This is a genomic window from Lawsonibacter hominis (assembly GCF_014287895.1).
In the GTDB taxonomy this organism is placed as follows: domain Bacteria; phylum Bacillota; class Clostridia; order Oscillospirales; family Oscillospiraceae; genus Lawsonibacter_A; species Lawsonibacter_A hominis.
The window spans coordinates 1-20048 of sequence record NZ_JACOPP010000031.1 but is presented as its reverse complement, the minus strand read 5'-3'; the positions used below and the strand labels follow the sequence as shown (position 1 = coordinate 20048).

At 49.9% G+C, this 20048-nt stretch carries 24 protein-coding genes; 1 reads left to right on the top strand and 23 read right to left on the bottom strand.

Annotated features, from left to right (window positions below; genetic code table 11):
- Positions 1–35 precede the first annotated feature (35 nt).
- The 22 genes from H8S57_RS14765 to H8S57_RS14660 form a co-directional block, all read right to left on the bottom strand.
- Positions 36–605, bottom strand: coding sequence for a hypothetical protein (locus H8S57_RS14765; RefSeq protein ID WP_005928002.1), 570 nt, complete (start codon positions 603–605; stop codon positions 36–38).
- 14 nt (positions 606–619) lie between these two features.
- Positions 620–1579, bottom strand: coding sequence for an NTF2 fold immunity protein (locus tag H8S57_RS14760; RefSeq protein WP_025543817.1), 960 nt, complete (start codon positions 1577–1579; stop codon positions 620–622).
- Positions 1580–1636: 57 nt separating this feature from the next.
- Positions 1637–1885, bottom strand: coding sequence for a hypothetical protein (locus H8S57_RS14755; protein ID WP_006354168.1), 249 nt, complete (start codon positions 1883–1885; stop codon positions 1637–1639).
- 102 nt (positions 1886–1987) lie between these two features.
- On the bottom strand, positions 1988–2725 hold the full coding sequence (locus H8S57_RS14750; RefSeq protein ID WP_055180731.1) for an SMI1/KNR4 family protein: 738 nt from the start codon (positions 2723–2725) through the stop codon (positions 1988–1990).
- Between the two features lie 5 nt (positions 2726–2730).
- A complete protein-coding gene (locus H8S57_RS14745) occupies positions 2731–3735 on the bottom strand; it encodes a hypothetical protein (protein ID WP_055180721.1) in 1005 nt (334 codons plus the stop codon).
- 13 nt (positions 3736–3748) lie between these two features.
- Complete coding sequence (locus H8S57_RS14740; RefSeq protein WP_025543815.1) at positions 3749–4024, bottom strand: hypothetical protein; 276 nt, start codon at positions 4022–4024, stop codon at positions 3749–3751.
- A gap of 14 nt (positions 4025–4038) precedes the next feature.
- Positions 4039–4740, bottom strand: a complete 702-nt coding sequence (locus H8S57_RS14735; protein WP_025543814.1) for a hypothetical protein — start codon at positions 4738–4740, stop codon at positions 4039–4041.
- A gap of 46 nt (positions 4741–4786) precedes the next feature.
- On the bottom strand, positions 4787–5164 hold the full coding sequence (locus tag H8S57_RS14730; RefSeq protein ID WP_025543813.1) for a hypothetical protein: 378 nt from the start codon (positions 5162–5164) through the stop codon (positions 4787–4789).
- 9 nt (positions 5165–5173) lie between these two features.
- Positions 5174–6034, bottom strand: a complete 861-nt coding sequence (gene ybiA, locus H8S57_RS14725; RefSeq protein WP_055180719.1) for a riboflavin biosynthesis intermediates N-glycosidase — start codon at positions 6032–6034, stop codon at positions 5174–5176.
- A gap of 41 nt (positions 6035–6075) precedes the next feature.
- Positions 6076–6699 (bottom strand): hypothetical protein, encoded by a 624-nt coding sequence (locus tag H8S57_RS14720; protein ID WP_025543811.1) that lies wholly within the window; start codon positions 6697–6699, stop codon positions 6076–6078.
- Between the two features lie 15 nt (positions 6700–6714).
- The gene (locus H8S57_RS14715; RefSeq protein ID WP_025543810.1) at positions 6715–7740 is read right to left on the bottom strand and encodes a hypothetical protein; all 1026 of its coding nucleotides are present in this window, start codon (positions 7738–7740) and stop codon (positions 6715–6717) included.
- Positions 7741–7749: 9 nt separating this feature from the next.
- A complete protein-coding gene (locus tag H8S57_RS14710) occupies positions 7750–10149 on the bottom strand; it encodes a DUF6892 domain-containing protein (protein ID WP_243204848.1) in 2400 nt (799 codons plus the stop codon).
- 54 nt (positions 10150–10203) lie between these two features.
- On the bottom strand, positions 10204–10659 hold the full coding sequence (locus H8S57_RS14705) for a hypothetical protein (RefSeq protein ID WP_055180715.1): 456 nt from the start codon (positions 10657–10659) through the stop codon (positions 10204–10206).
- A 24-nt stretch (positions 10660–10683) separates the two neighbouring features.
- Positions 10684–11439: a hypothetical protein gene (locus tag H8S57_RS14700; protein ID WP_015544605.1), complete on the bottom strand. Its 756-nt coding sequence runs from the start codon at positions 11437–11439 to the stop codon at positions 10684–10686.
- A gap of 21 nt (positions 11440–11460) precedes the next feature.
- Positions 11461–12117 (bottom strand): suppressor of fused domain protein, encoded by a 657-nt coding sequence (locus H8S57_RS14695; protein ID WP_008394719.1) that lies wholly within the window; start codon positions 12115–12117, stop codon positions 11461–11463.
- A gap of 84 nt (positions 12118–12201) precedes the next feature.
- Positions 12202–13035 (bottom strand): hypothetical protein, encoded by an 834-nt coding sequence (locus tag H8S57_RS17475; protein WP_008394720.1) that lies wholly within the window; start codon positions 13033–13035, stop codon positions 12202–12204.
- Between the two features lie 17 nt (positions 13036–13052).
- Complete coding sequence (locus H8S57_RS14685) at positions 13053–13403, bottom strand: hypothetical protein (RefSeq protein WP_242959426.1); 351 nt, start codon at positions 13401–13403, stop codon at positions 13053–13055.
- A gap of 64 nt (positions 13404–13467) precedes the next feature.
- Positions 13468–14559, bottom strand: a complete 1092-nt coding sequence (locus H8S57_RS14680; protein WP_055180713.1) for an ankyrin repeat domain-containing protein — start codon at positions 14557–14559, stop codon at positions 13468–13470.
- 18 nt (positions 14560–14577) lie between these two features.
- A complete protein-coding gene (locus H8S57_RS14675; protein WP_055180711.1) occupies positions 14578–15960 on the bottom strand; it encodes a DUF6138 family protein in 1383 nt (460 codons plus the stop codon).
- A complete protein-coding gene (locus H8S57_RS14670) occupies positions 15957–17426 on the bottom strand; it encodes a DUF6138 family protein (RefSeq protein WP_172694930.1) in 1470 nt (489 codons plus the stop codon). Before H8S57_RS14670 ends, H8S57_RS14675 begins: the two co-directional genes overlap by 4 nt.
- Before the next feature lie 193 nt (positions 17427–17619).
- Positions 17620–18240, bottom strand: a complete 621-nt coding sequence (locus tag H8S57_RS14665; protein WP_055180707.1) for a TetR/AcrR family transcriptional regulator — start codon at positions 18238–18240, stop codon at positions 17620–17622.
- A gap of 118 nt (positions 18241–18358) precedes the next feature.
- Complete coding sequence (locus H8S57_RS14660; RefSeq protein WP_006354156.1) at positions 18359–18901, bottom strand: SLOG family protein; 543 nt, start codon at positions 18899–18901, stop codon at positions 18359–18361.
- 142 nt (positions 18902–19043) lie between these two features.
- Between H8S57_RS14660 and H8S57_RS14655 the strand changes: the two genes are divergently transcribed.
- Entirely contained in the window at positions 19044–19358 is a 315-nt protein-coding gene (locus H8S57_RS14655; protein ID WP_006354155.1) for a helix-turn-helix transcriptional regulator, read from the top strand.
- Positions 19359–19454: 96 nt separating this feature from the next.
- Here H8S57_RS14655 and H8S57_RS14650 read toward each other — a convergent pair whose 3' ends face one another.
- Complete coding sequence (locus H8S57_RS14650; protein ID WP_006354154.1) at positions 19455–19985, bottom strand: helix-turn-helix domain-containing protein; 531 nt, start codon at positions 19983–19985, stop codon at positions 19455–19457.
- Positions 19986–20048: the final 63 nt, after the last annotated feature.

The window sequence follows — 20048 nt, the reverse complement described above, 5'->3', positions numbered from 1 at the left end:
ATCTCCTTTTCCATCTTCGGTAGGGATAGGTTTCACTAATAAGCAGAGCTTGTAATTTCAAAGCTAAAATTCATATCTGCATTTATGGTGGCTTCTTCATTTGTGGCTGGTTGTATCACAAACTCAAATGTAGGTTCATAGTCCCCGTCCTGCAAGGTTTCTCCACCCAAAATCTCGATATGATACCAGCCATTTGCAAGCTCAATCATCGGCTTCTTATGCACTCTATAGTAAGAAATCAGATCTTTCACCTTTTCAGGCGTAAACTGTTCCAATATTGGCCATGTAAAAAGCATCAGCATATTATGATCTACTTTGAGGGAATAGCCACTTTTTCTAAGCTGCAATCGGTTTCTTTCTTTGCACAGCTCCGGTCTATCACCAGAGAGATTGAACAATATGGTATAGGGATAGTTTTCAATACCGGTCATTGGGATTACAATTCCTTCGGCAAATATCCTGTCGCCGCTTTCGTTTGTGGTAAACTCCATCGCTAAATCATCTGAAAGATGATTTGCCTGCTTCCAGTCCTCCAGCAACAAAATGTCACCAAGGAGAAAATAATTAACAAGATCGTTTAATACTTCCGTAAACCTATATATCATCCATTATGCCTCCCTTACAATCCTGTCCGTTGCCAGCCGTCCAGCCGCTCCTGCACCGCGTCAATCATCCAACCCTCGCCCACGCGCTTCATGAGAAAGCGGCGGTCAAAGCTGGTATTTTTCTCTCTGGTGTAGATGTAGAGCTTGTTCTTAGTGATCTGTTCCGCGTCAAGGAATTCTTCCCCGTTGTAGGTGCCCTGGGCGCTGTATGAGAGGGCCAGAGGCCGGTAGCCCAGACGGGGCTTTTCGCTCACATACTTCTCCCAGATCGCCAGCAGGCGGGGCACAGCCTCGGCATCTTCAAACCCAACCTGCTCCATGTACTGCTCCCATTCTGTCATTTCGGCAAAGAAAGCGGACAACACATTGCGGCATTCCGACGCTGCCTGCTCATCCAGCTGGACGGGCTTTTTGGCCTTTTCCCGCTGGAGCTGGGAGAAGTGTTCCATCTGCTCCTTGGTAAATTGCACATGGGCCACCGGATGGATGTAGTTGTTGCCGGCGACAGCCAGTAGTCCATCATAAGTAACAGCAGTGTGGTCGATCCAGATGTGGGAGAGTTTGGGGATGGAGGCTGCTCGAAGCAGACCGGCATCCTCCAGCCTGGTGTGGTCAAGGGCCAGTAGATCCAGCTTACAGCTTTGCAGGGCGGACAAGCCGCTTCCGTCGATCCCGGCATTCCCGGTCAGCAGCAGATAGCGCAGCTTGGGCATGGCGGAAAAAAAGGGGAAACAGGCGTCGGTGAGGGCGCCGTTCTCCACGCCGAAGTTGACCATACTTTTATGCCCGGCAAAGGGGGCAAGCAGTTCATCCGTCACCGGATACCCTTTCACATGGAAGCCCACCAGGGTGTAACCGGCCAACCGCTCCATGATCTCTGCGGTCAGCTTCGGGACTTCAAATTGTTTCTCTCTATCTAAGGCCAGGACACCATTTTCCCAATCCGCTGTCCGCGCCCGTTTTGGCCATTCCATAGCTTTCCTCCTTACTCCTGTGCTCAATCTGCTAACATTTCATGGGGAAATCTCTTTTCAAATATCCCAGTCTATGAAATCTTCACGGTTCAATACAAAGTGCTGATACAGGCACTTCAAATTTTCCTGTTCATCCCGTGAGAGCTTCGCCCCGTTTTCATACTGTAAAGTGTCGGCATACAGGATAAAGCCATCCACTTTTCCTGATGAAGCCCGAAACTCACCGTTTCCAATAATAGCAACATCGCCACATACAAATGTAACCGAAGAAGAAGTGGTATGGATTTTCATAATTGCTTTGATCATGACTTCCTCCAAAAATCACATCATTGTGTACTTTGCTCATTTGGATTGTCTTTAGCGGGCTCCAATGCCGATGAATCGCACCTGCACAACGCAGCTTCGACCTTACAGATTGCGGATATATGCTTGATCTTCCAGAAACTTTTCCAACGAAATCTGCTGCTTTTCGTACATCAATCCCCAGCGGTCAAGAGAGTTTTCCAGCGGGGCGGTTCCGGTATCAAGACCGGAATAGATCAAGAGCGGCAGTTCTTTCAGCCTGTCTTTTGTCTGCTGAAAGCTGCTGTCGCCAAAATGCTGTTTTAGAAACACCAGAGCCTTTTTGGTGTCGGAAATCCCGGTTACAATCAGGCGGATGTAGTGATAGGGATATGCTGTTTCATATTCCTGCGTTTTGGGTACATCCAAAACGCTTTCGAGAAAATCTTCCAAACAATCAAAGGCAGGCTGAAAGTCCCAAGTTCCGGCGCCATGTTCTGCCCAGAACACGGATGTATCGTTCCGTCGCAGGTCCAGGCAGTATGGATCACCAGCATCAGACGCAATCACCACAAGATGCTCGTCCCAATCTTTAATTACCTTTTGTTCCACAGGATTATAGGCGTATCCCTCCTGGCCCTTCACAAGGGTATCCAGTCCCCACAGTTCCAGGGCCTCATAGGTATCATTGCTCCACACGGTTCGCAGTCCACAGCAGCGCTCCAACAGCATCCAATAGTCTGCCGGAAGTTCCCAGCGTCTGCGGATCTGGCTCTTATACTGCTTGGACATGGCTTGCTCCATCGCAGGTATATCAATTTGTCTTAATAGCTCGTCCAATAATTGCTCCAATCGGCTTTTCATCAATATCACCTCTCATTTTCGGGTGATACTATTCTCCACCCGGATGTCTGCACCCGGATAACAGGACGGAAAAAGTCATAGTCATTGTGAATCTCATTATCCTCCCGAACCTCCGGTTTACAGTGAGGGGAACAGGGTAAATATCCAAGCAAAGGACCCATGCCACCGCAGACATTGCAGCCGCCGTCGCCGCCGCAGGTGGTCAATGTTTTCCCGTCTACCAACTCCCGCTTATAGGGGTCGTAGGCGATAGACAGGCCAAAGAAGTTGGGCTGCTCCATGTCGTATGGCTTACCCTGATCTTCCCCGTTTTCAAAGTGGTGCAGTTTCATCTTGTGGTCCAGTCCATCCCCCCAGGGAAACAGGGTGCGGCATCCGCCCCCGCACAGATAGGCCCACTCATCCGGCGTGGGAAGGCTGGCTGCCAGCTCCCACAACAGGGACCGCTGAAATTCCGGGTAGGTCATTGGATGGCACAGCCACGCTCGCCAGCTATCACCATTGCGTTCAAAGCGGACAGTTTCGTGTATTTCAAAGCTCTGGCTGTTCTGGCCCGCCCACTTCTGCAAGTTCTCCAGCCAGTCGGGGTGGGCGGTGATGCGTGGATCGTTCATGGGTACGCTTTCCCAGCCAATTTCCTCCAGTTTTCTGCCCACGAACATGGGGGCGATGGTCACCTGGCGTACTGGGGTCATGCCCTGCCTGAGAAATTCCTCCGCAGAGCCCTCATATTCGATTTCCGCAAAAATATCCGCCAGTTCCTCTTGGTTGGCCTTGTCCATTCCTTGGACAAAGCTCTCCCAGCCAAGAATCACGGTATCGCCCGGGACAAAGACAAACTCCCGGCCACCTTTTTCAAATAGGCCGGTGGTGCAGCTTTGTCCCCAGCGGGAAAAGGCGTATAGTTCCTTGAATGTCAAATGATAACGAGTCGCCAGCGTCTGCATCAGCCAGAGCTTATCGGACAGTTTCAATGTATCAAATTGTGGTCGAAATAAATTCTCGTTCATAACAAGACCTCTTTCAATTTGCTCCGGCAGACTGTGATTCCTTTTCCACAAGGCGAACCGCCTCCGTCAACAGCTTGGGAAGCTGATTCCTTTCTGCTGTTTCATACTGCTGGACTGGATGCGTCCAATCAAAATTTTGAATGATAGAAATGATGTATCTGTCCTGATACCAGCCCATATCCAGCAGAAAGCAGTTCGGATATTCTACTTGCAGCATATCTTCTTTTTGCGTGATATCCAAAAAGATAATCTCTCCAGTGCCAAAATCCATCTTTGACCAGACTTGCACGGCAAAATTCCTCCTCACGATTCTCCGAAATGCTCCAGGTACAACTTCCGCACGGAATAGGGACCAACAAGGGTCGTTTCCTTTCGGCCATCCCAAGAATACACATGAATTTCGCCTTCATCCCCAATGTACCGCTGTTCCTCAAAGGGTGCGGGAAAGGGGAAGCTTTCTACAATGCTCCAATCAATCTTGGGCTTCAGCCCATCAAACTCCTCGCGCTTGAGCCTTTTGAAATTGAACACCAAGGCCGCTCCAATTCCATCGAAAAGCAAATCTGCGTATTCTCTGGGGGTAATATTCTCGCTCACATTGGCAGCTTTGATGTCCACATTCAGAACCTTGTCGCCGCAGTTTGTCCATATTTTATTGGGAGAGAACCAGGTAGTCCGATCTTTGCCGCCTGCAAAGTCCTCGCGGAAATAGCTTCTGTTGGCGCTGTCCATCTCGACCCCTTCCCGAAGCAAGCCGTTGTATGAGGAAAGCGGAAAATATCGGTGTTTTGCCGGGTCAAACTGGTCAAACGAAATGTCCAACAGATACCCATGCTTCTCACTACGCATAAGCTTGTGTGGCTTCACAATGTTTTCTTCGATGAAACTCCAAATGTACTCGTCCACATGAATAGATACACGAGGGCGACTGAATAATGTGATTTTGTAGTGATCCTCTCTGTCCATTCTCTCCGTATTGAACCAAATACGATGAATTTTAACCATAGTTATCCCCTCGCGTGATTTCTGCCAACGACACTTCTGTTTCCGCCTAAAAAAGTAGTTCACCGAAAAACAGCCTGAGAGTTACGGCAGATAATGATTCAAGCTGTGGCTTGCTGAGAGGAGTGTAGTGAAGGACGATTTCTCCATACAACTCCGTGTTGATGTGGTGTTCTTCCAGATACCGCAGAACCTTTCGGTTGTTCCGCACGATATTTAGACGAAACCTGGTATTATCAAGGGCATATTCAAAACAGTCCGGGTCAATCAACTGACCATTGGCTGGATCATTCATTTCCAAGCGGAGTGCTTCCGCGCCGGTCTTGCGGGAGAGTGTAAAGTAACCATCCTCCAGTTCAAAGAACAAGCAGGACAGCCCTTCCTCATTGTCCAGCTCCCAAGTCATTCTTTTTGCAAATAATTCCATCATTTTACCTCAGACTGCGTTCCAGTCGCACAACATTTCATTCTGCGTGACCCGGCGCAGTTCGTCCCGTACCTCCATTAGAGCAAAACCCAGCAGGTTTTGCCCCCGCCACTTCATCGGGTCCTGCGCCTCCAGGGAGTTGGCTGAAAGCCGAATGCCCCAGATGTTATCGTAGGGACTGGCCTCCGCCAGCACACTATCTCCGGTGGAGAGGAGAAATTCCCGCAGGTTGCGGTTCTGGCTGAATTTGCACCAGTTGCCATTCAATACAATGGCGTATTTGAACTTGTCCCATACCTTCTGGTCAAACCTCCGCACCTTGCGGCCCAGGGCCTTGATCTGTTTCGGGTCGCTGCATTTCAAAATTTGCTCCCGAATCTCCTGATCGCTGAACAGTTCCGCCTTGCCTGCCATCATATACTGCTCCATACAAAGATAGGTATTGGCAACGGACCAGAAATCCTCCATCCACCACTGGCTGAGACAGCTTTTTGTCAGCTGGCCGTCCTCGGCAGGCTGATGGCCCCAGAACAGACACAGTTCCCGCTTTCTCCCCATGGGAAATTCCTGCTGGAGCCACTGGCGAGTGTACTTAGGGCTTCCTTCCGGCTGCCACGCATTCACCCAGAAGTCCCCATGTTCCAGCACTTCGCTGCTATCTTCGTCATCCCACCAGCCCTTCCAGGTTACCGGCTCGGGAAAGAGGGTGCGGTATTCTGTCTGCTCATCCGGGGAGAGGGTGTCCAGCCAATCGCCAAATCGGTATATGTAATCCTCCCCATAGCCCATGCGCCAGCCAATAGAGTATCTCTCGATCTCCCGGTGGGCCAGCCAAGGGGGAGGCATTATTTTCTTTTCCTGTAATGCCATATCATTTTCCCTCGTCTCACAGCAATTAAGTTCTTGTTTTCCTACCATATAATCAAACTTCCGTCTGTTGGTAAGATTGGAACTCCGTTTTCATTTTCCAGATTCGTTTCATGCGATGCAAATCTTCCACTCCAGCCAAGCACGATATGACCATCCTTGTAAATATCAATGATCCGGCTGAAAAATAGAGGGAACTGAGGAAACCTTTCAAGGAAGTATTGTTCAACCAGCAAATATTGCACCATTCGGCACAACTGAAGATCTATACTGTCAGGAAAGCCATAATCACGAAGGAATCTTTTTTCCACCGAGTTTAGATCGAGGCCATTTGCCTTCAATGCTCTTTTTTCATAAGTGCGCCAACTGGCCTCCACACATGGCATGAATTCATTCTGGTAAAACTTCCACCCAGCCGTTTGCAGAATAAAGGTATCTGCACGACAAATGCCTTCTTTGAACAAATTCGTAAGGCAGACGGTTCCTGAGTAGTTCTTTGTATGCAGCAGTAGTTTTTCTGCTCGTTTTGGGTCCTTTTCCTGAAGATATGGGTAATACGATGGTTTATCATACGGAACTCCACAACAGGAAAACCAGGGTATTTCATCGAAAGAACAAAGGGTTTCATTCATTCCTTCCGTAAATACAATCTTTTTCTTGAAAAGCATACTCAGCCCTCATAACTACTCCAAGGTCATTTCACAAAGAACCAGCTTGTCTTTCTCATCGCTGAGAAATGCCCGATTTCCCCATACATCCAGCACATGGAAGGAAGCGTATCCACGGGGCATGGCAAGGTCGATCAGCACCAAATCCGAAAGGCGCAGCACCTTTTGTTTACCCTTCCAGTCATCATTCTTAAAAATGGGAGATAGGATCAGGCAAGTCCTGTCACCGGAGAATTTTCCGCGCATCCCGTGTTTTCCGGGCAGGCGGCTTAAATTATCTTTGCCCCACAGTTTCTTTTTGAATAGTCCGTTTTCCTCCAGTTCCAGATACCAATAGTAGCCCATGAGAGAAAGACCCGCCGGATTGATGGTGCTGCTTTCCAAAAAGGCATAAAACTGTCCGTTCTGTTCCAGTATGGAGCCAATCATAGGATAGTTGTAGTGAAAGTCTGCCTGGGCAAAATTGCCGCCAGCTCGCTCTACCGCCGCCAAATGGGTCTGTCGGGTTCCTGCTTTGCTGTATACGCAAGAGCCGCTTTCTGCCCAGTGTGCAGTCATGGTTTCAAAGTCTACCGTCAGGCTGGTAAAACTGTTGGTCGCATCAGCGGAGTTGTCCACTCGGCACACAATAGGGAAAACGCCCTGGCTTCCGGTGACTGCCACCGGCTTGGGAATACCCTGGGCACACCAGTTATCCATGGGGATCGGAATCCACTCTCCATCCATCTGCGGCATCCACCAAAGGGATTTACTGGCCGGGCAAACCAACAGTATTCCTCTGTCGCATGAGAGCAAGACAGGATCTTCCCAAACATCTTGCTGCTCTTTCGGCTCCGGGCTGGGAATCCACCTGGAAACTTCGCCTTTGACCCACAAAACGCCGCTGCACTTTTGCACGAGATGATAGGTCCAAAACACAATTTCATCCTCGCTGCGGGCTACCATACCTTTGCATCCAGTCGGGCTGTATTTGAAGGAAGTTCCCGTCAGTTCAAATTCCTCGAACTCCCAGTTCTTTATCACTTTTAGTTTCGCTTTCATGCTTTCACCTCACAGCAAGTCTACCTTGATACCGCACCGTTCCAGAACGGGCAGCACCTGTTCCGGCTTGGAGGACATGAGGGTAATATGTTTGAGATTGGGGAACTGGCGCAGTTCCGCCTCCGTAATGGTATTAAGATCAAAGGCTCCATCCTCGCCATCCCAGAACGGACAGAGCTGGGTATAAATCTCGCTGCCGCCATCCATCTCGATTTCTGTGACCTCCGGGGCCAACCGCTCCGGGACAGGGTATTTCTCCAGCCACTTCCGAATCTCTGGGATGGGTTCATACCCTTCCGCGTCAATGTCGATCTTGCGTCGGCTATACTCTCTGGCAAACTCATGGGCATCCAGTTTAGGAGCCAGTAAGCCTTTCTCGTACATCAGGACTTCCATGACCGCCAGCTTGAAGTTGAAGCTGGTAAAGGTGAGCACTGGTTCAGTCGGCTTGGATAACTTGTATTTCTGCGCTTTCGCTGCCTTTTGCTCTGGCTCTTTCCAGCTGATCTGCACCATGGCGGAGAGGGCCTCCAGCTTTGCTTTCTGCGCTGACTGCTCCTCTGAAACAGGACCCGGCAAGCGGGTATAAACGGTAAAGCCGCCTAATTTGAGGGTATGGGCAAATCCGGCGAAATCCTTCCAACTGGCCTCCCGGTAGTCCTTGGACCCGATCCAAACCGTTCCGTCAAATGTCTGCCGAACCGCATACTCTCCCTGTGCCGCTACCCGGACACCAAGGGTTTTGATGGTCTGCTCATCTTCATCTAACCAGCCCTGGAGTCCAAGCTCGTCCCACAAAGCAAGTGCCTGGGTATAGGGACTCTCTCGGCCTGTAATGGGGCTTTTCCGTGTTCCATTTTGCAGGACAATGCGGGCAGGCCCCAATTTTTCCGCCAGCTGCGACAGGGTAAACGGCGGCGTAAATACCGCCCCCAGGATGGTCAGGCTGTCTTTTTTGAGAATGATTTTTTGCTCTGTGGCCTTGGGCGGTAGGAAGATGGGCAAATTCGGGTACACTTCTTTGTACTCTCGCCATTCCAGCTTTTTGGGCTTGTTTGCCGTCCGCAGGAAGCCCCAGAAGTCGATGGGATAACGAAATACCGGCCCAACCCTATCCCGCCGGGTGACGATGACCACCGTGCCATCGGTGAGTATTCCAATGTGCTGCATGTTCTCCCCGCCGAACATTCCCGGACGGATACGCAGCACTTCACGGGTGTTCCTATTGATGAGCTGGGCAAAGTCATCGGAGAGGATCTCGCCGTTTCCCTGCACCAGCAGCCAGTCCCCGGTAAACCAGCGAAGTTTCAGCCCCTCGCCCATTCCAGGCAGGGGGGCAATTCGGCACCGCCCGGTGTCCATATCCAGTTCCAGCAGGCATTCTTCCATCCGCCCCTTGCCACTGACTGCGTGGATCATGGTAATGCGGCCTGTGCCGGGAACGGGAACGGCCTCGGAGAGATGGTCGCATCCATCCAGTGAGAAGGTGTGTTTTGTTACCTTGCCGTTTTCCCAGCGGTAAATCTGCCCCTTGTACCACTCGTTGGAAAAGTAGACCCGGCCCAGACCGTCTGTCGTAATGCCGCAATGGTATTTGGTGCTCCATCCATCTTCCGGCAGAGTCCAGTTTTTCACATCCTGACAGGTGCCCCGGTCTGTCAGTTCAATCCGTGTAGCGTTGGTGGGATCACCCACCCAGAGGGAATGGTCAGCCCAGCACAGGGTCTGGGGTGGACCGTCATATCCAATGGGGGACGGTTCGGCCCAGTTAAGCGTGGCTGGATTCTTGCTCAATAATGCTCGGCCAATAGTCCCGCTGCCAGCGGCCCTGGACGCGGCATAGAGTCCATTTTCTGCGGAATAAGTGAGGCACCCAAGGTGCGGCAAGCTGTGGGCGCGGGTCACCTGGGGCGGACGCTGGCGCAGATCGGCCACACAGCCGTTTTTCCATTCTTCTGCATCCTGGTTTTTCCATTCGCCCGCCGCAAAATCACCCGCCAGGGAGTTGAAGAAATAATCGTACTCATCCTGAAGTATGTATTCCTCGCAGGGCATTAGCTTTCCAGGGTCCTGCTCCTTGGCATGGTCGCCCCATTTTCGTCCTTGCTGTTTCATCAGGTGACAATATTGCCCCTGCTTTTTGCAGTAGCGTTCCCATTCGCTGCGTTCTTCCTCTGGGATCAAGGCAAACAGATACTCGTCCTCATCGTCCAGGTTATACAGTGCCCAGCCGAAGGCAGACAGCTCCTGCCCCAACGCCGCCGCCCCTTTTTCATGGGATAGTTTCATATATTGAACGCCAACGGCATCAAAGCGTTCATCCAGCAGCGCCGGGACCTGTGCGCCCCATTTCCCTCGAAGTTCCGCCAGAGTGTCCTGTACGGCTCCGTCAAATTTCAAAATGTCCAATGCGTCTGCGATTTGTTCTGCAAAGTTCAACACCAACTGCCCCCCTTATTCCGTTTATTCTTCTATTTCATCCGCTTCCGACAAGCCATATACATCCGTTGGCGTATCCCCTGAAAACTCAACCATAAGTCCAAATGGCTCCCCCACAGGAAGGGTACAAATCTCAAAGTGCAGGCCCCATTCTGTCTCATCATAAAACAGAAATTGCGGCTGCTCGGCGGGAATCTCCGTTTCAGGGAATGGAGCGCGCTGCAATCCAAACTTCTCAGGGCTTTTACCAATCTGCGCCTGAATCTCATGCTCCGCTTTTGAAAGATACTCCCGCCAGTTTTGAAGCACAGAACGGATAAAATCCAGGTTTGCCGACTGAAGTTCAGATGTGTTCAAAATAATGGAAAACAGGATCTCTGTGTCTGCGATTCTTCCAGTCCAGCAGTGGATGGTCCCTGGTCCTTTCTGAAAGGTCAGTGCTCCCAATCCCAAATCGGAATGTTCAAAAAACTGTTCCATATCATTCTTGCCCCAATCCCCAGGTTACAGCGACAGCCATGTGGTCAAAGCACTAATTTCCTCCCGCAGCAATCCGGATTTCCCAGCGGCGGCAAAGGCTTTTTGGATACTGCCATAGCGCCGCCCGGAGCGGTCTACCAGCTGGAGCGCGGCTGCCTCCAGACCGGGAATTGCCAGCACAGCATCTGCCAGCGCCTGGGCGGAGAGTTTATCCCCGATCAGAGAGGCGGCAAAGTAGCGCAAATGGCTGTGAGAGAGGGCGGACAAATCGCTGAGTTTATGCAGTTCATAGAGTTTCAGGGCATAAAGGGAAGGAAGCCCATCCAGAGCCGGTAGTTTCTGCACAGCTGGTAGTGACTGGAGATAGAGTTTCTGAAGCCGGGTCGCCGGAGTCAGGAAAGGGGTGAGATCTTCCGTTTTCCGCATTTCCTCCAAATGGAGATTGGTAATGCTGGAGAGAAGCGGGGTGATGTCGCCATTCTTTTCCCCACGCAGGTGGAGAACACGCAGGCCGGGGAGAGAAACATTGTCCCAGGAAACAGGGGCCGACAGCCATAGGGACAGTGTATGAAGCTGCTTTAGCTCGGAGAGAACTTCTACACCCTCACATTTTTCCATTAGGGTCAGTTCCTCCAGATTGGGATAATCTCGCAGGAAGGACAGATTCACCTTCCGCTCTCCCGTCACAGACAGACACCGTACCGCATCTGGTTTTAGTCCATTCAGATCAATCTTTTCTCCGCCGCGCCAGAAAACTGCGGTGCAGTATGCCTGTTCCATTTTGCTTCTCTCCTTATTCTGCTAATGTGATTCAAAATTAGTATCCGGTCTTTGGAAATATACAACATGGTCTACATCTTCCATGTATTCCAGCATTTCATCTGTACTATGCTGAATCTTGTATTCCAGTTCATTCTCTGTCAGAGGAATCACCTGATAAAAACCGACCCAACTTCCATCTGAGAGCTTACAGACGGCAGCACCCTCCGGCGCATCCTGTACGCCTAAAAGAACACACCCTGCCAGCAATGTATTGTCTGCGTATGGTGTTCCGTTTTGAATAGAATGCCCATAGCCCAGCCAAGTGCTTTCTATGATTGGAAACCTCGCTAAATAGCGAAGCAACTCTACTGGCCAATTTTCTTGGCTTTCCTTACTTTCAGGGTTCCACTCAGGCGGAAGGCACATCATCAGTTCTATCCGAGAGGGAAGGCCATCCTCTTGGTATTCACTTGGGATCTTCATCGAAAACGCACCCATGCCTGTGGTTACCAAAGTATAATAGTTATGTTCCTCATGGGGCGGAATGATGGAGACATCAACATGAATATCTTCGCTGAAAAACTCATGAACCACTGTTGTGGCTTTTCCAAAATATTTTTCGATATGGTTGTCCAATCGTTCGAGTTCATCGGGACTATATAATGCTGGATTCTCCAAATACTTTCCAGTAATCATTGATCACACACCTTACTTCTTTTCTCGGCTTACATCATCAACACCAGTAATCATCAAATTCTTACCAAAACAGTCCTATTGTACTCATGCCAGTTCCGCATCCAGAATCTGCAACTGTTTTCCTTTATCATTCACATAGTAAAGTGCAATGTAGTCAATGCCGTCCCGTTTGACCTGCTCCCAGGGCATCCGCTCACCGTTAACCAGTTCCACGGTATCAGCCTCGTCTACCTCGAAGCTCTCTTTTTCATCCTCATAGTCGATATTGTAGCCCAGTTCCAGCACCAACTTGGAGGCAGGGATCTCATACCGCTGGAGGGGGCGATGCGCCAGCTGGGCTGGATTGTGTTCATCGCAGAACATATTATCATAACCATGCTGCCCACCGTCGAAGATGACGAACTCCTCGCCGCTCTCTGGGTCGCGGGCTGCCACCAGTCCGGGGGTCTCGCCTCTATCTATGATATAGGATTGGGACTCTCCCTTCACTGTGAGCAATTCTCCGTAATACCACACTTCCAGCAGTTCATTTCCGGCAGAGGAGCAGAGGGTCACGGTGGGCAGGCGCTTTTGTTTTCGTTCTTTGACATGGCCCTCCAGCCAGGTAGGGATTTGGGGAAAGGAATCCCGTTTCTTCTTTTTTCGTGGTGATGCCTGTGTATCGTTCCACGGCTCCATATCCAGAATGATGATCCATCCGCTATAATCGCTGTACTTCATTGTGGTGTGCGCCCGGATATAATCCTCCCCCCAGAGGGCCACATCCGCCTTACTATACCAGGTAGTCTGCGTTACACCATCCTCATTGGTAACATCGCAGCAGAGGTAATCTTCTGCTTTCCCGTTTCTCAACGCTATCATACGAAGAATTTCGGTATCTTCCGGGGTGACTTCACGAAAGTTCATTTTTAATGCCATAGGGGAGCCTCCCTGTATTAAAAGGTGTCGTAGCCAACCTTCGGACTTGGCACGAACTGCTCGTCAAAGGACACATTGAGATAGAGTTCCCCAGCCGGAGAGTCCCCAGTATCGTAGCAGAGGGAAAATGTCCCGTAGCAGCCGGACTTGTCTATCGTGATGTCGGTCAGGGGCAGATCGGGGATGTCCTCATCATCAGGGAATTCTTTCTGTAAGATCTCGTGGGCCTGCCGGTCCAGCTCATCCAGTTCCTGAGCTAATCGCTCCCAGAAGGGCATTGCCAGAATCTCTGCCTCGGTATAATCATTGCAGTTGATATGCAGTTCCTTATCTGCCCGGTGAGCCGTAAAGTAGACCCCGCAACTCATTACCTCCCAGTTATCCGCATTCCATAAAGATAAGAGTTGATCTTTTGTCATTTGTGTTCTCTCCTTATTCCTCAAACTCGCCCTCAATCATTCCATTAAGATATTTTCCGGGATCAGCAATAAATTCCTCCCATTTGGCTAACGGATGAAACTCCTTATGCTCAATGTCCAGATACCAGAGTTTCTTATCTCTGGGACTCCACAGCAGCAAATAGTCGCTGTAATTGTCCATTTTCGCCATAAGGGAGAGCAACTTTTTCCGTTTCCAGGTCATCTCCTGTAAATCCATGTAGGGGTACAGTTCCGCCCATTTCACCAGTTCCCGCTCTGGAAATTCCAGACGCAAGGGGCCGGTCTTTAAGTATTCCACCAGCTTGGCAGGCAGCTTGTAAGGCATGAGTTGACGCGCCTTTTCCTGTTCGTTATGCCATTCCTCCGGCTCCAGAGCTTTTAAGTAGGCGGCCATTTCCTGATTTTTGTTCTGTACTGCCACGGTGTAGGGCCGGTCACCGTATTTATCCGGGATGGTGATGTCTGCACCCTGTTCCACAAGCCAGCGCACCATAGAAAAATCGTTGTGCCGTGCAGCTTCAGTGACAGGAGTCGAAGCGTAGGGAAACACCATATCTGGCTTGTGATAGTTGATGTCCGCCCCGTTTTGAATCAGATACTCCACCAGCAGCTGATTTCCATGGCTCGCCATACTGCGCAGGGCTTCACCGCCGTATTGTTTCAAATCCATGCCCATCCTTTTCAAAATGGGGAGTACATTAGGCTCATCCCGATCCACCAAGTGGAGAAACAGCCTGCATATATCCCTTTGCGTTGCGGGGATTCTGACTCCCACATCTACCAAAAAGGAAAACAGGGTCAGGTCTTGACTGCGCAGGGAACCACAAAGCAATTCTTCCGGGTTATGGGTCAAATCTGCTCCGCATTCGATCAGGAGCTGTACCATGTCCATCCGATTTTCCAGTACAGCCAATTCCAGCGGAGAGGCTTCGTCATCCCGCGGCCAATCTCCAATCATTACCTGATAGCATTGTGGCTCATTGGGAGAATGCCCTGCGTGAAGCAGGGAACGAATCGCCTCTATGTCACCACTTTTGATGGCAGCCATCATGGGAGGTACATTTGAATAGCTTACTTCACTCATCCGAGTCCTCCTTATAGTCTATTGAAAAATTTCCTGATACCTTTCTCTCAGTTCCTTCGGAGCCGTCTTAATGACCTTGCTGCCGCCGTTTTCAGAGGCTTGCCCCCAGATGGCCCAGAGTAGGCTCTGCCAAGCGATGGCCCGGAATTTCGGGTCTTCGTTTTCTTCCGGCAGGAGATAAGCGGAAAAGCGTCGCTTGACTGCCAGCAGTGCATCCAGGCTTTCCCCATTGGCTATCAGGCTGCGGAATTCTCTGGCAGGCTCCAGCCACTGCATAGATAATGCGCCCCGCACCAATACCCCCAGCGTCCATGGTTGGAACCCAAACTTTCGGATCAAGGCATGAAGGAATTTCCCTTGCAGGGAGGAGTGCTCGTCATCGCAGAGATCCAGATACTCCGTCACCAGCGGTGCCCACGGTTCTCCCTCCAGCCCCAGGGCAAACACGGCGAAGGTGCCGGGCATCGCACAGGCTTCATCTGAGAGGTTTTGGTACCACTCAAATTCCCGCATAGCCAGACGAGCGTATCGCGCCATAGCCGGATGCAGATTGGGGTGTTGCACAGCACAGGCAAAGAGCTGATTGACGCCCTTTTTGGGCAGACCGGGAATGGGCAGATAGAGTTTTTCCTTCCCACGGAACTCCACCGAGTAACTGCGGGGAAATCCCTCCTGCTCCAACACCGCACACAGGTAATCCAGAATTTCAGCATAGCACTCCTCCGTGGAGTCCCTGGCGGTGATGCGGATGGTAGCAAACACATCATTGGCCGATGCGGTGAAATGCTCCGTCTTACGCCGCTGGATGTCCTTTGGCAATTTGCCGCTGCCAGCTGTTTTCAGCTGCTTCACCATATCCGGGCGAAGCTGGGAAACCAGATCAAGGTAGTGTTCGGTTATAATCGTATTATCGCTGGCCCCATACACCGTATAACAGACCGCCACATAGCAAGTAAAGCGCAGCAGATTCTCGTCCACATCCTCCGGCCGCAGCTCCGGCCATGCGGTACAGAGCGGGAAAGGCGAAAAGTAGTCCTCATTCTCTCCAATCTCAAAAAACCTCTCCTGCACCTGGTGTTTGATGTATTTTCCCAAGGTGTGGCCAATCTCCCTCCAGCCCACCAGCCGCCGCAGGGCATCGCAGAATGTAACAGCTTCCTCATAGGGGAATCCCTTCAAAGGCAGTTTGGACAGATACCGCTCCAGGAGCTGGCTGGGAAGAAAGGGCGTTCCGCTTTGGTTCCGAACGACCACCGGATAGCCGGAATGGTTTTCTTTTGCAGTTCCATCCAACACATCCTGGATGCACTGATCGGCGTGTTCCAGCACTTCGGGGTTCGTATCTGGTTTCTGGATCAAATAATAACGACCTTGTACGCCGTCGCGTTTCGGCAAACTCATAGCAGGCCACCACTTCCTTCCAGGTTCTCCGTTATCGGAATAAAAATCTGTCGGTAAAGTTCCTTCATTTCCTCCGAAGCTGCTTCCACCACTTTCTGACCACCCTTGGCGCTGGCTTTGCCCCAGATCACATAGCAGACCGTTTCCCATGCGTATTGCAGCACTTCCTCCGGGCTGGCTTCTGTTTCCTCAGCGGGTTCCTCGTCCTCGTCATCATCCTCGTCGGAGGAAAAACCGCTTGGAACGATCTCGGACAGGTGGATTTTTGCCTCCAGCAGAGCGCCCAGGCTTTCTGCATTTGCCATCCACGCGGTATAGTCCTTGGAATACTTCATGTTCTGCATGGACAGCACCCCACGGACAAATACAGGGACGGTATCGGCGGTAAATCCGAACTGTTTCACATACTCCCGGAGGAATTTTTCCTGTAAGTGGGAGTGCTCATCATCGCAGAGATCGAGATAATCCCATACCAGCTGCTGCCACTCTTGCCCCAGCATTCCCAGGGCGAACACGGCAAAACTTCCGGGGAGCGCGCACTGCTCATCGCTGAGATTGGTGTACTGCTCATATTGCCGCATGGCAAGCCGGGCGTACCGTTCCATCAGGGGGTGGAGGCCGGGGTACTGCACGGCACAGGCAAAGAGCTGGTTTACTCCCTTTTTGGGCAGTCCTGTGATGGGAAGATACCTCTTTTCCGGCCCTTTGAACTCCACCGCATAGCTGCGGGGAAAATCCTCCTGCTCCAGAAGCTCACACAGGTAGTTCAGTACTTCATGGCAGCACTCCTCCGTGCTGTTCCTGGCAGTAATACGGATCACAGCAAAGGCATCGTTGGCCGATGCGGTGAAGTGCTCTGTTTTCCGCTTTTGCAGGTTGAGCGGCAACCTGCCGGTCCCATGTTCTTTCAGCTTTTTCACCATATCCGGACGGACTTTCTCCACCAATCCAAAGAGGTAATTGGCGTCCAGATACTGAAAGTCCATACCATATACCTTATAGCTCACCGCCACATAGCAGGCGAAACGCAGCAGCGGCTCCGGGACCTGCTCTGCACGGATACCTGGTTTTAGGGAATACTCCCGATCCCAGAAGTGGTCATCTTCATTGCCTGTCACGATAAAATATTTCTCCTGTAGCTCCCGTTGCAGCATATCAAGTAGATGGTGGTCAATTTCACCCCACCGGCTCTGGCGGCGCAGGTTTTCGCTGAAGGCGATGGCCTTTTCCGCGTCAAGGGTCTCAGCCCGCTGCGCTTCGGTCCATGTCCGAAGCAGTTGCCACACCTCAAAGGGCGCGCCTTCGCTGCTGACCACTACCGGAGGCCAGAGAGAATCAAGCCGCGTGATTCTCCCGTCAATGGCATCCTGGATGCACTGGTCAAAGAGCGGTTGCAGTTCCTCCTGCACCTCGGGCTTCATCCAGTAACAGCGCCCGTCCGCACTATTTCGTTTTGGTAAACTCATATCAGGCCACCTCTTTCCGAACAATAAAAAATGCCCTGCGCCGCACTGCCACAAGGGCAGACGAACGCAGGACATAAAAAGGCCGCGCAAATCTAAAGCCGGTTGCAAAAATCCGACTTGTTCTGGTCTTTGAATGTATTTGTTTGCTCTGTAATCCCACAGAACATGGAAGTTTATCTCTGTGCATCTCGCGTCACCTTATCGCTTCCTTTTTTGCTCGCTGCATTTCATCCAGCAGGGCGTTGATTTGAAATTCTACCATATCATCTGCTACTTCGGGAAACAGGAAAGGCATAGTATCAGGAATAGCTTTATAACTCATCATCATTGTTAAGGACAGATTACCAAATAACCGTGGATCAATGTTGTCCATCGGAACGCCAAAAATTGTAAGTAAGTTGCGATATAAATACAACTGGTCGTTACGAAACGCGTGAAAATTTTCGTTGGAAAGGCAGCGATATACTTGCTGTTCTTCCTCTATTGATAAGACTGCAAACCCAACTTTTTCTCCATAACAACAATTTTTCAAGAAGGTTTTGACGCTTTCTCTCCAACTGAGTTTGGGGTCATTCATCAGTTCTTGTGCATAGCGTAGCAATTTAGGCTGCTGATATCGAAGTGCCTGCATTACAAGTTCTTCTTTTGAAGAAAAAAAGCTGTAAAAGAAAGTTTTAGAAATTCCAACTTTTTCACAAAGAATAGCAATGCTACTATGAACAAGTCCCTGATTTACAATACTTTCAAGAACAGTTATCAGGAGAGCTTCTTTCACTTGTTCGCGTTCCTTATCTGAATAGGATTTTCGTGCCATCGTTCACTGCCACCCTTTCAATAAAATACAAAACAAGGAAATGGTATTTATATTATAAAAGGCAACCAAAAACGATGCAATAGTATATGTGAAAATTTTTTATGAACTAACTAAACCATTAACTTATTTCTGCTGTATCAGGATGGAGAAAAATTATACGAAGATTTTGTTTCAAAGCATAATTTACTGTTTGGCCTGTCCCAGATCGTAGTTTACGATTGTTATCATAGACTGCCAGCAAGAAATCTGCATGATCTACCATATAATAATTTCTCTTTTTATAATCGGATGTGGTTCCACTTTGTCCTATAACAATACATTTTGTGGCATTATGAATAATTATCTGCAACCGCTGTTTGCTCATTGCATCCCATTTCGAATCATGCCCTTCAAATGGAAGTGCAACAATTAACTCAATATCTTGATATCCCGGTTGTTCTTTGAGATATAAGAGTTGTTCGGCTGCCCACATATCTACCCCTAATGCACCTCCAACATAAAAGCGGAAAATACCTTCTTCATCATGCAAATGACAAAATGTTTTTAGCATTGCTTTTTTTATCTTTTTGCACAACGAATACCCTTCATTATACTTGAACTTAAATCGAGTTGGACGGTGCCCAGTAATGGCACAAGCGTATGTTTTTTCCAAAAACTTCACCCCACTTCAAATCTCACGCATACAAAAATGAAATAACGCAAATAAAACGGCGTAAATAGGCATATATTCAATATTATAACACATACTATGTTTATAATCCAGGCATTTCATCTGTTATCCTTGTATATAGCGAGGTGAGGATATGGATGAAGAATTTATCCGCAATCGGATCACCGAATTGCGTTTGAAAAAAGGCGCATCAGAATATCAAATGAGTTTGGCTTTAGGACAGAACCGGAGCTATATTCAGGGGATTTCATCCGGTCGATCTCTTCCGTCAATGGCTCAGTTCTTAAAAATTTGTGATTACTTTGAGATTACCCCTTTGCAGTTTTTTGATGCAGAAGCGGTCAATCCACAGTTAATCCGTAAAGCGATGGACGGAATGCGAAAACTCAAGGACGAAGATCTGATTATGCTAATTGGCTTTATTAACCGACTGCAATCCAAGGACTGACGGCGGGGGTTTCGACCCCTGGCCGTCTATTTTTGCAATTTTTGGATTAACTATTACTTTTTTCTTCATCCGTAAGTATCTGTTCACCTGTACGGTTCAAGGGGGTATAAAAATGGACTGCCCCCCAGTCCACATACGAATCGGGCGGCAGAATTGCCGCCCGATTTTGGTTTCAAAGCCATCTGCAAAGGAGTAGGAATCCGCTGTTGGCAAAGTGGCAGACTGTTCCCCAGGTGTGGGATCAGAGGCATTACAGGCATCCGCAGGGGCGCTTTCCGGCTGCACTGCCGGGGATTCATCAGACGCATCATCTTCCAGCACAGGGGCGTTTTCCGGCTCGTCAGGGCAGAGTAAGTCAGAGCATAAAGTATAGAGGTTGCTGGTCTGGCCGCCGTTCTTACGCTCGTCAAACCGGGCCTGTTTGACGATATATCCCGCCTTCACCAGCTCATCCAGCGCTCGCTTTACGGTGGACACCCCATAGCCACACTTGGCGGCTATGGTCTTGATAGAGGGGAAGCACTCGCCCTCTTTGTTGCAATGCAGAACCAGGACTTGCAGCACAAGCCGTGCTCTGGGCTTCAGTTCAGAAGAAAATGCCCGCTGCATATACTCAAACTTTGCCATATTCCAATCCTCCCAATCATGTCATACTGTTACAGGCGCTTTTCTCCTGCAATATACTTCTCC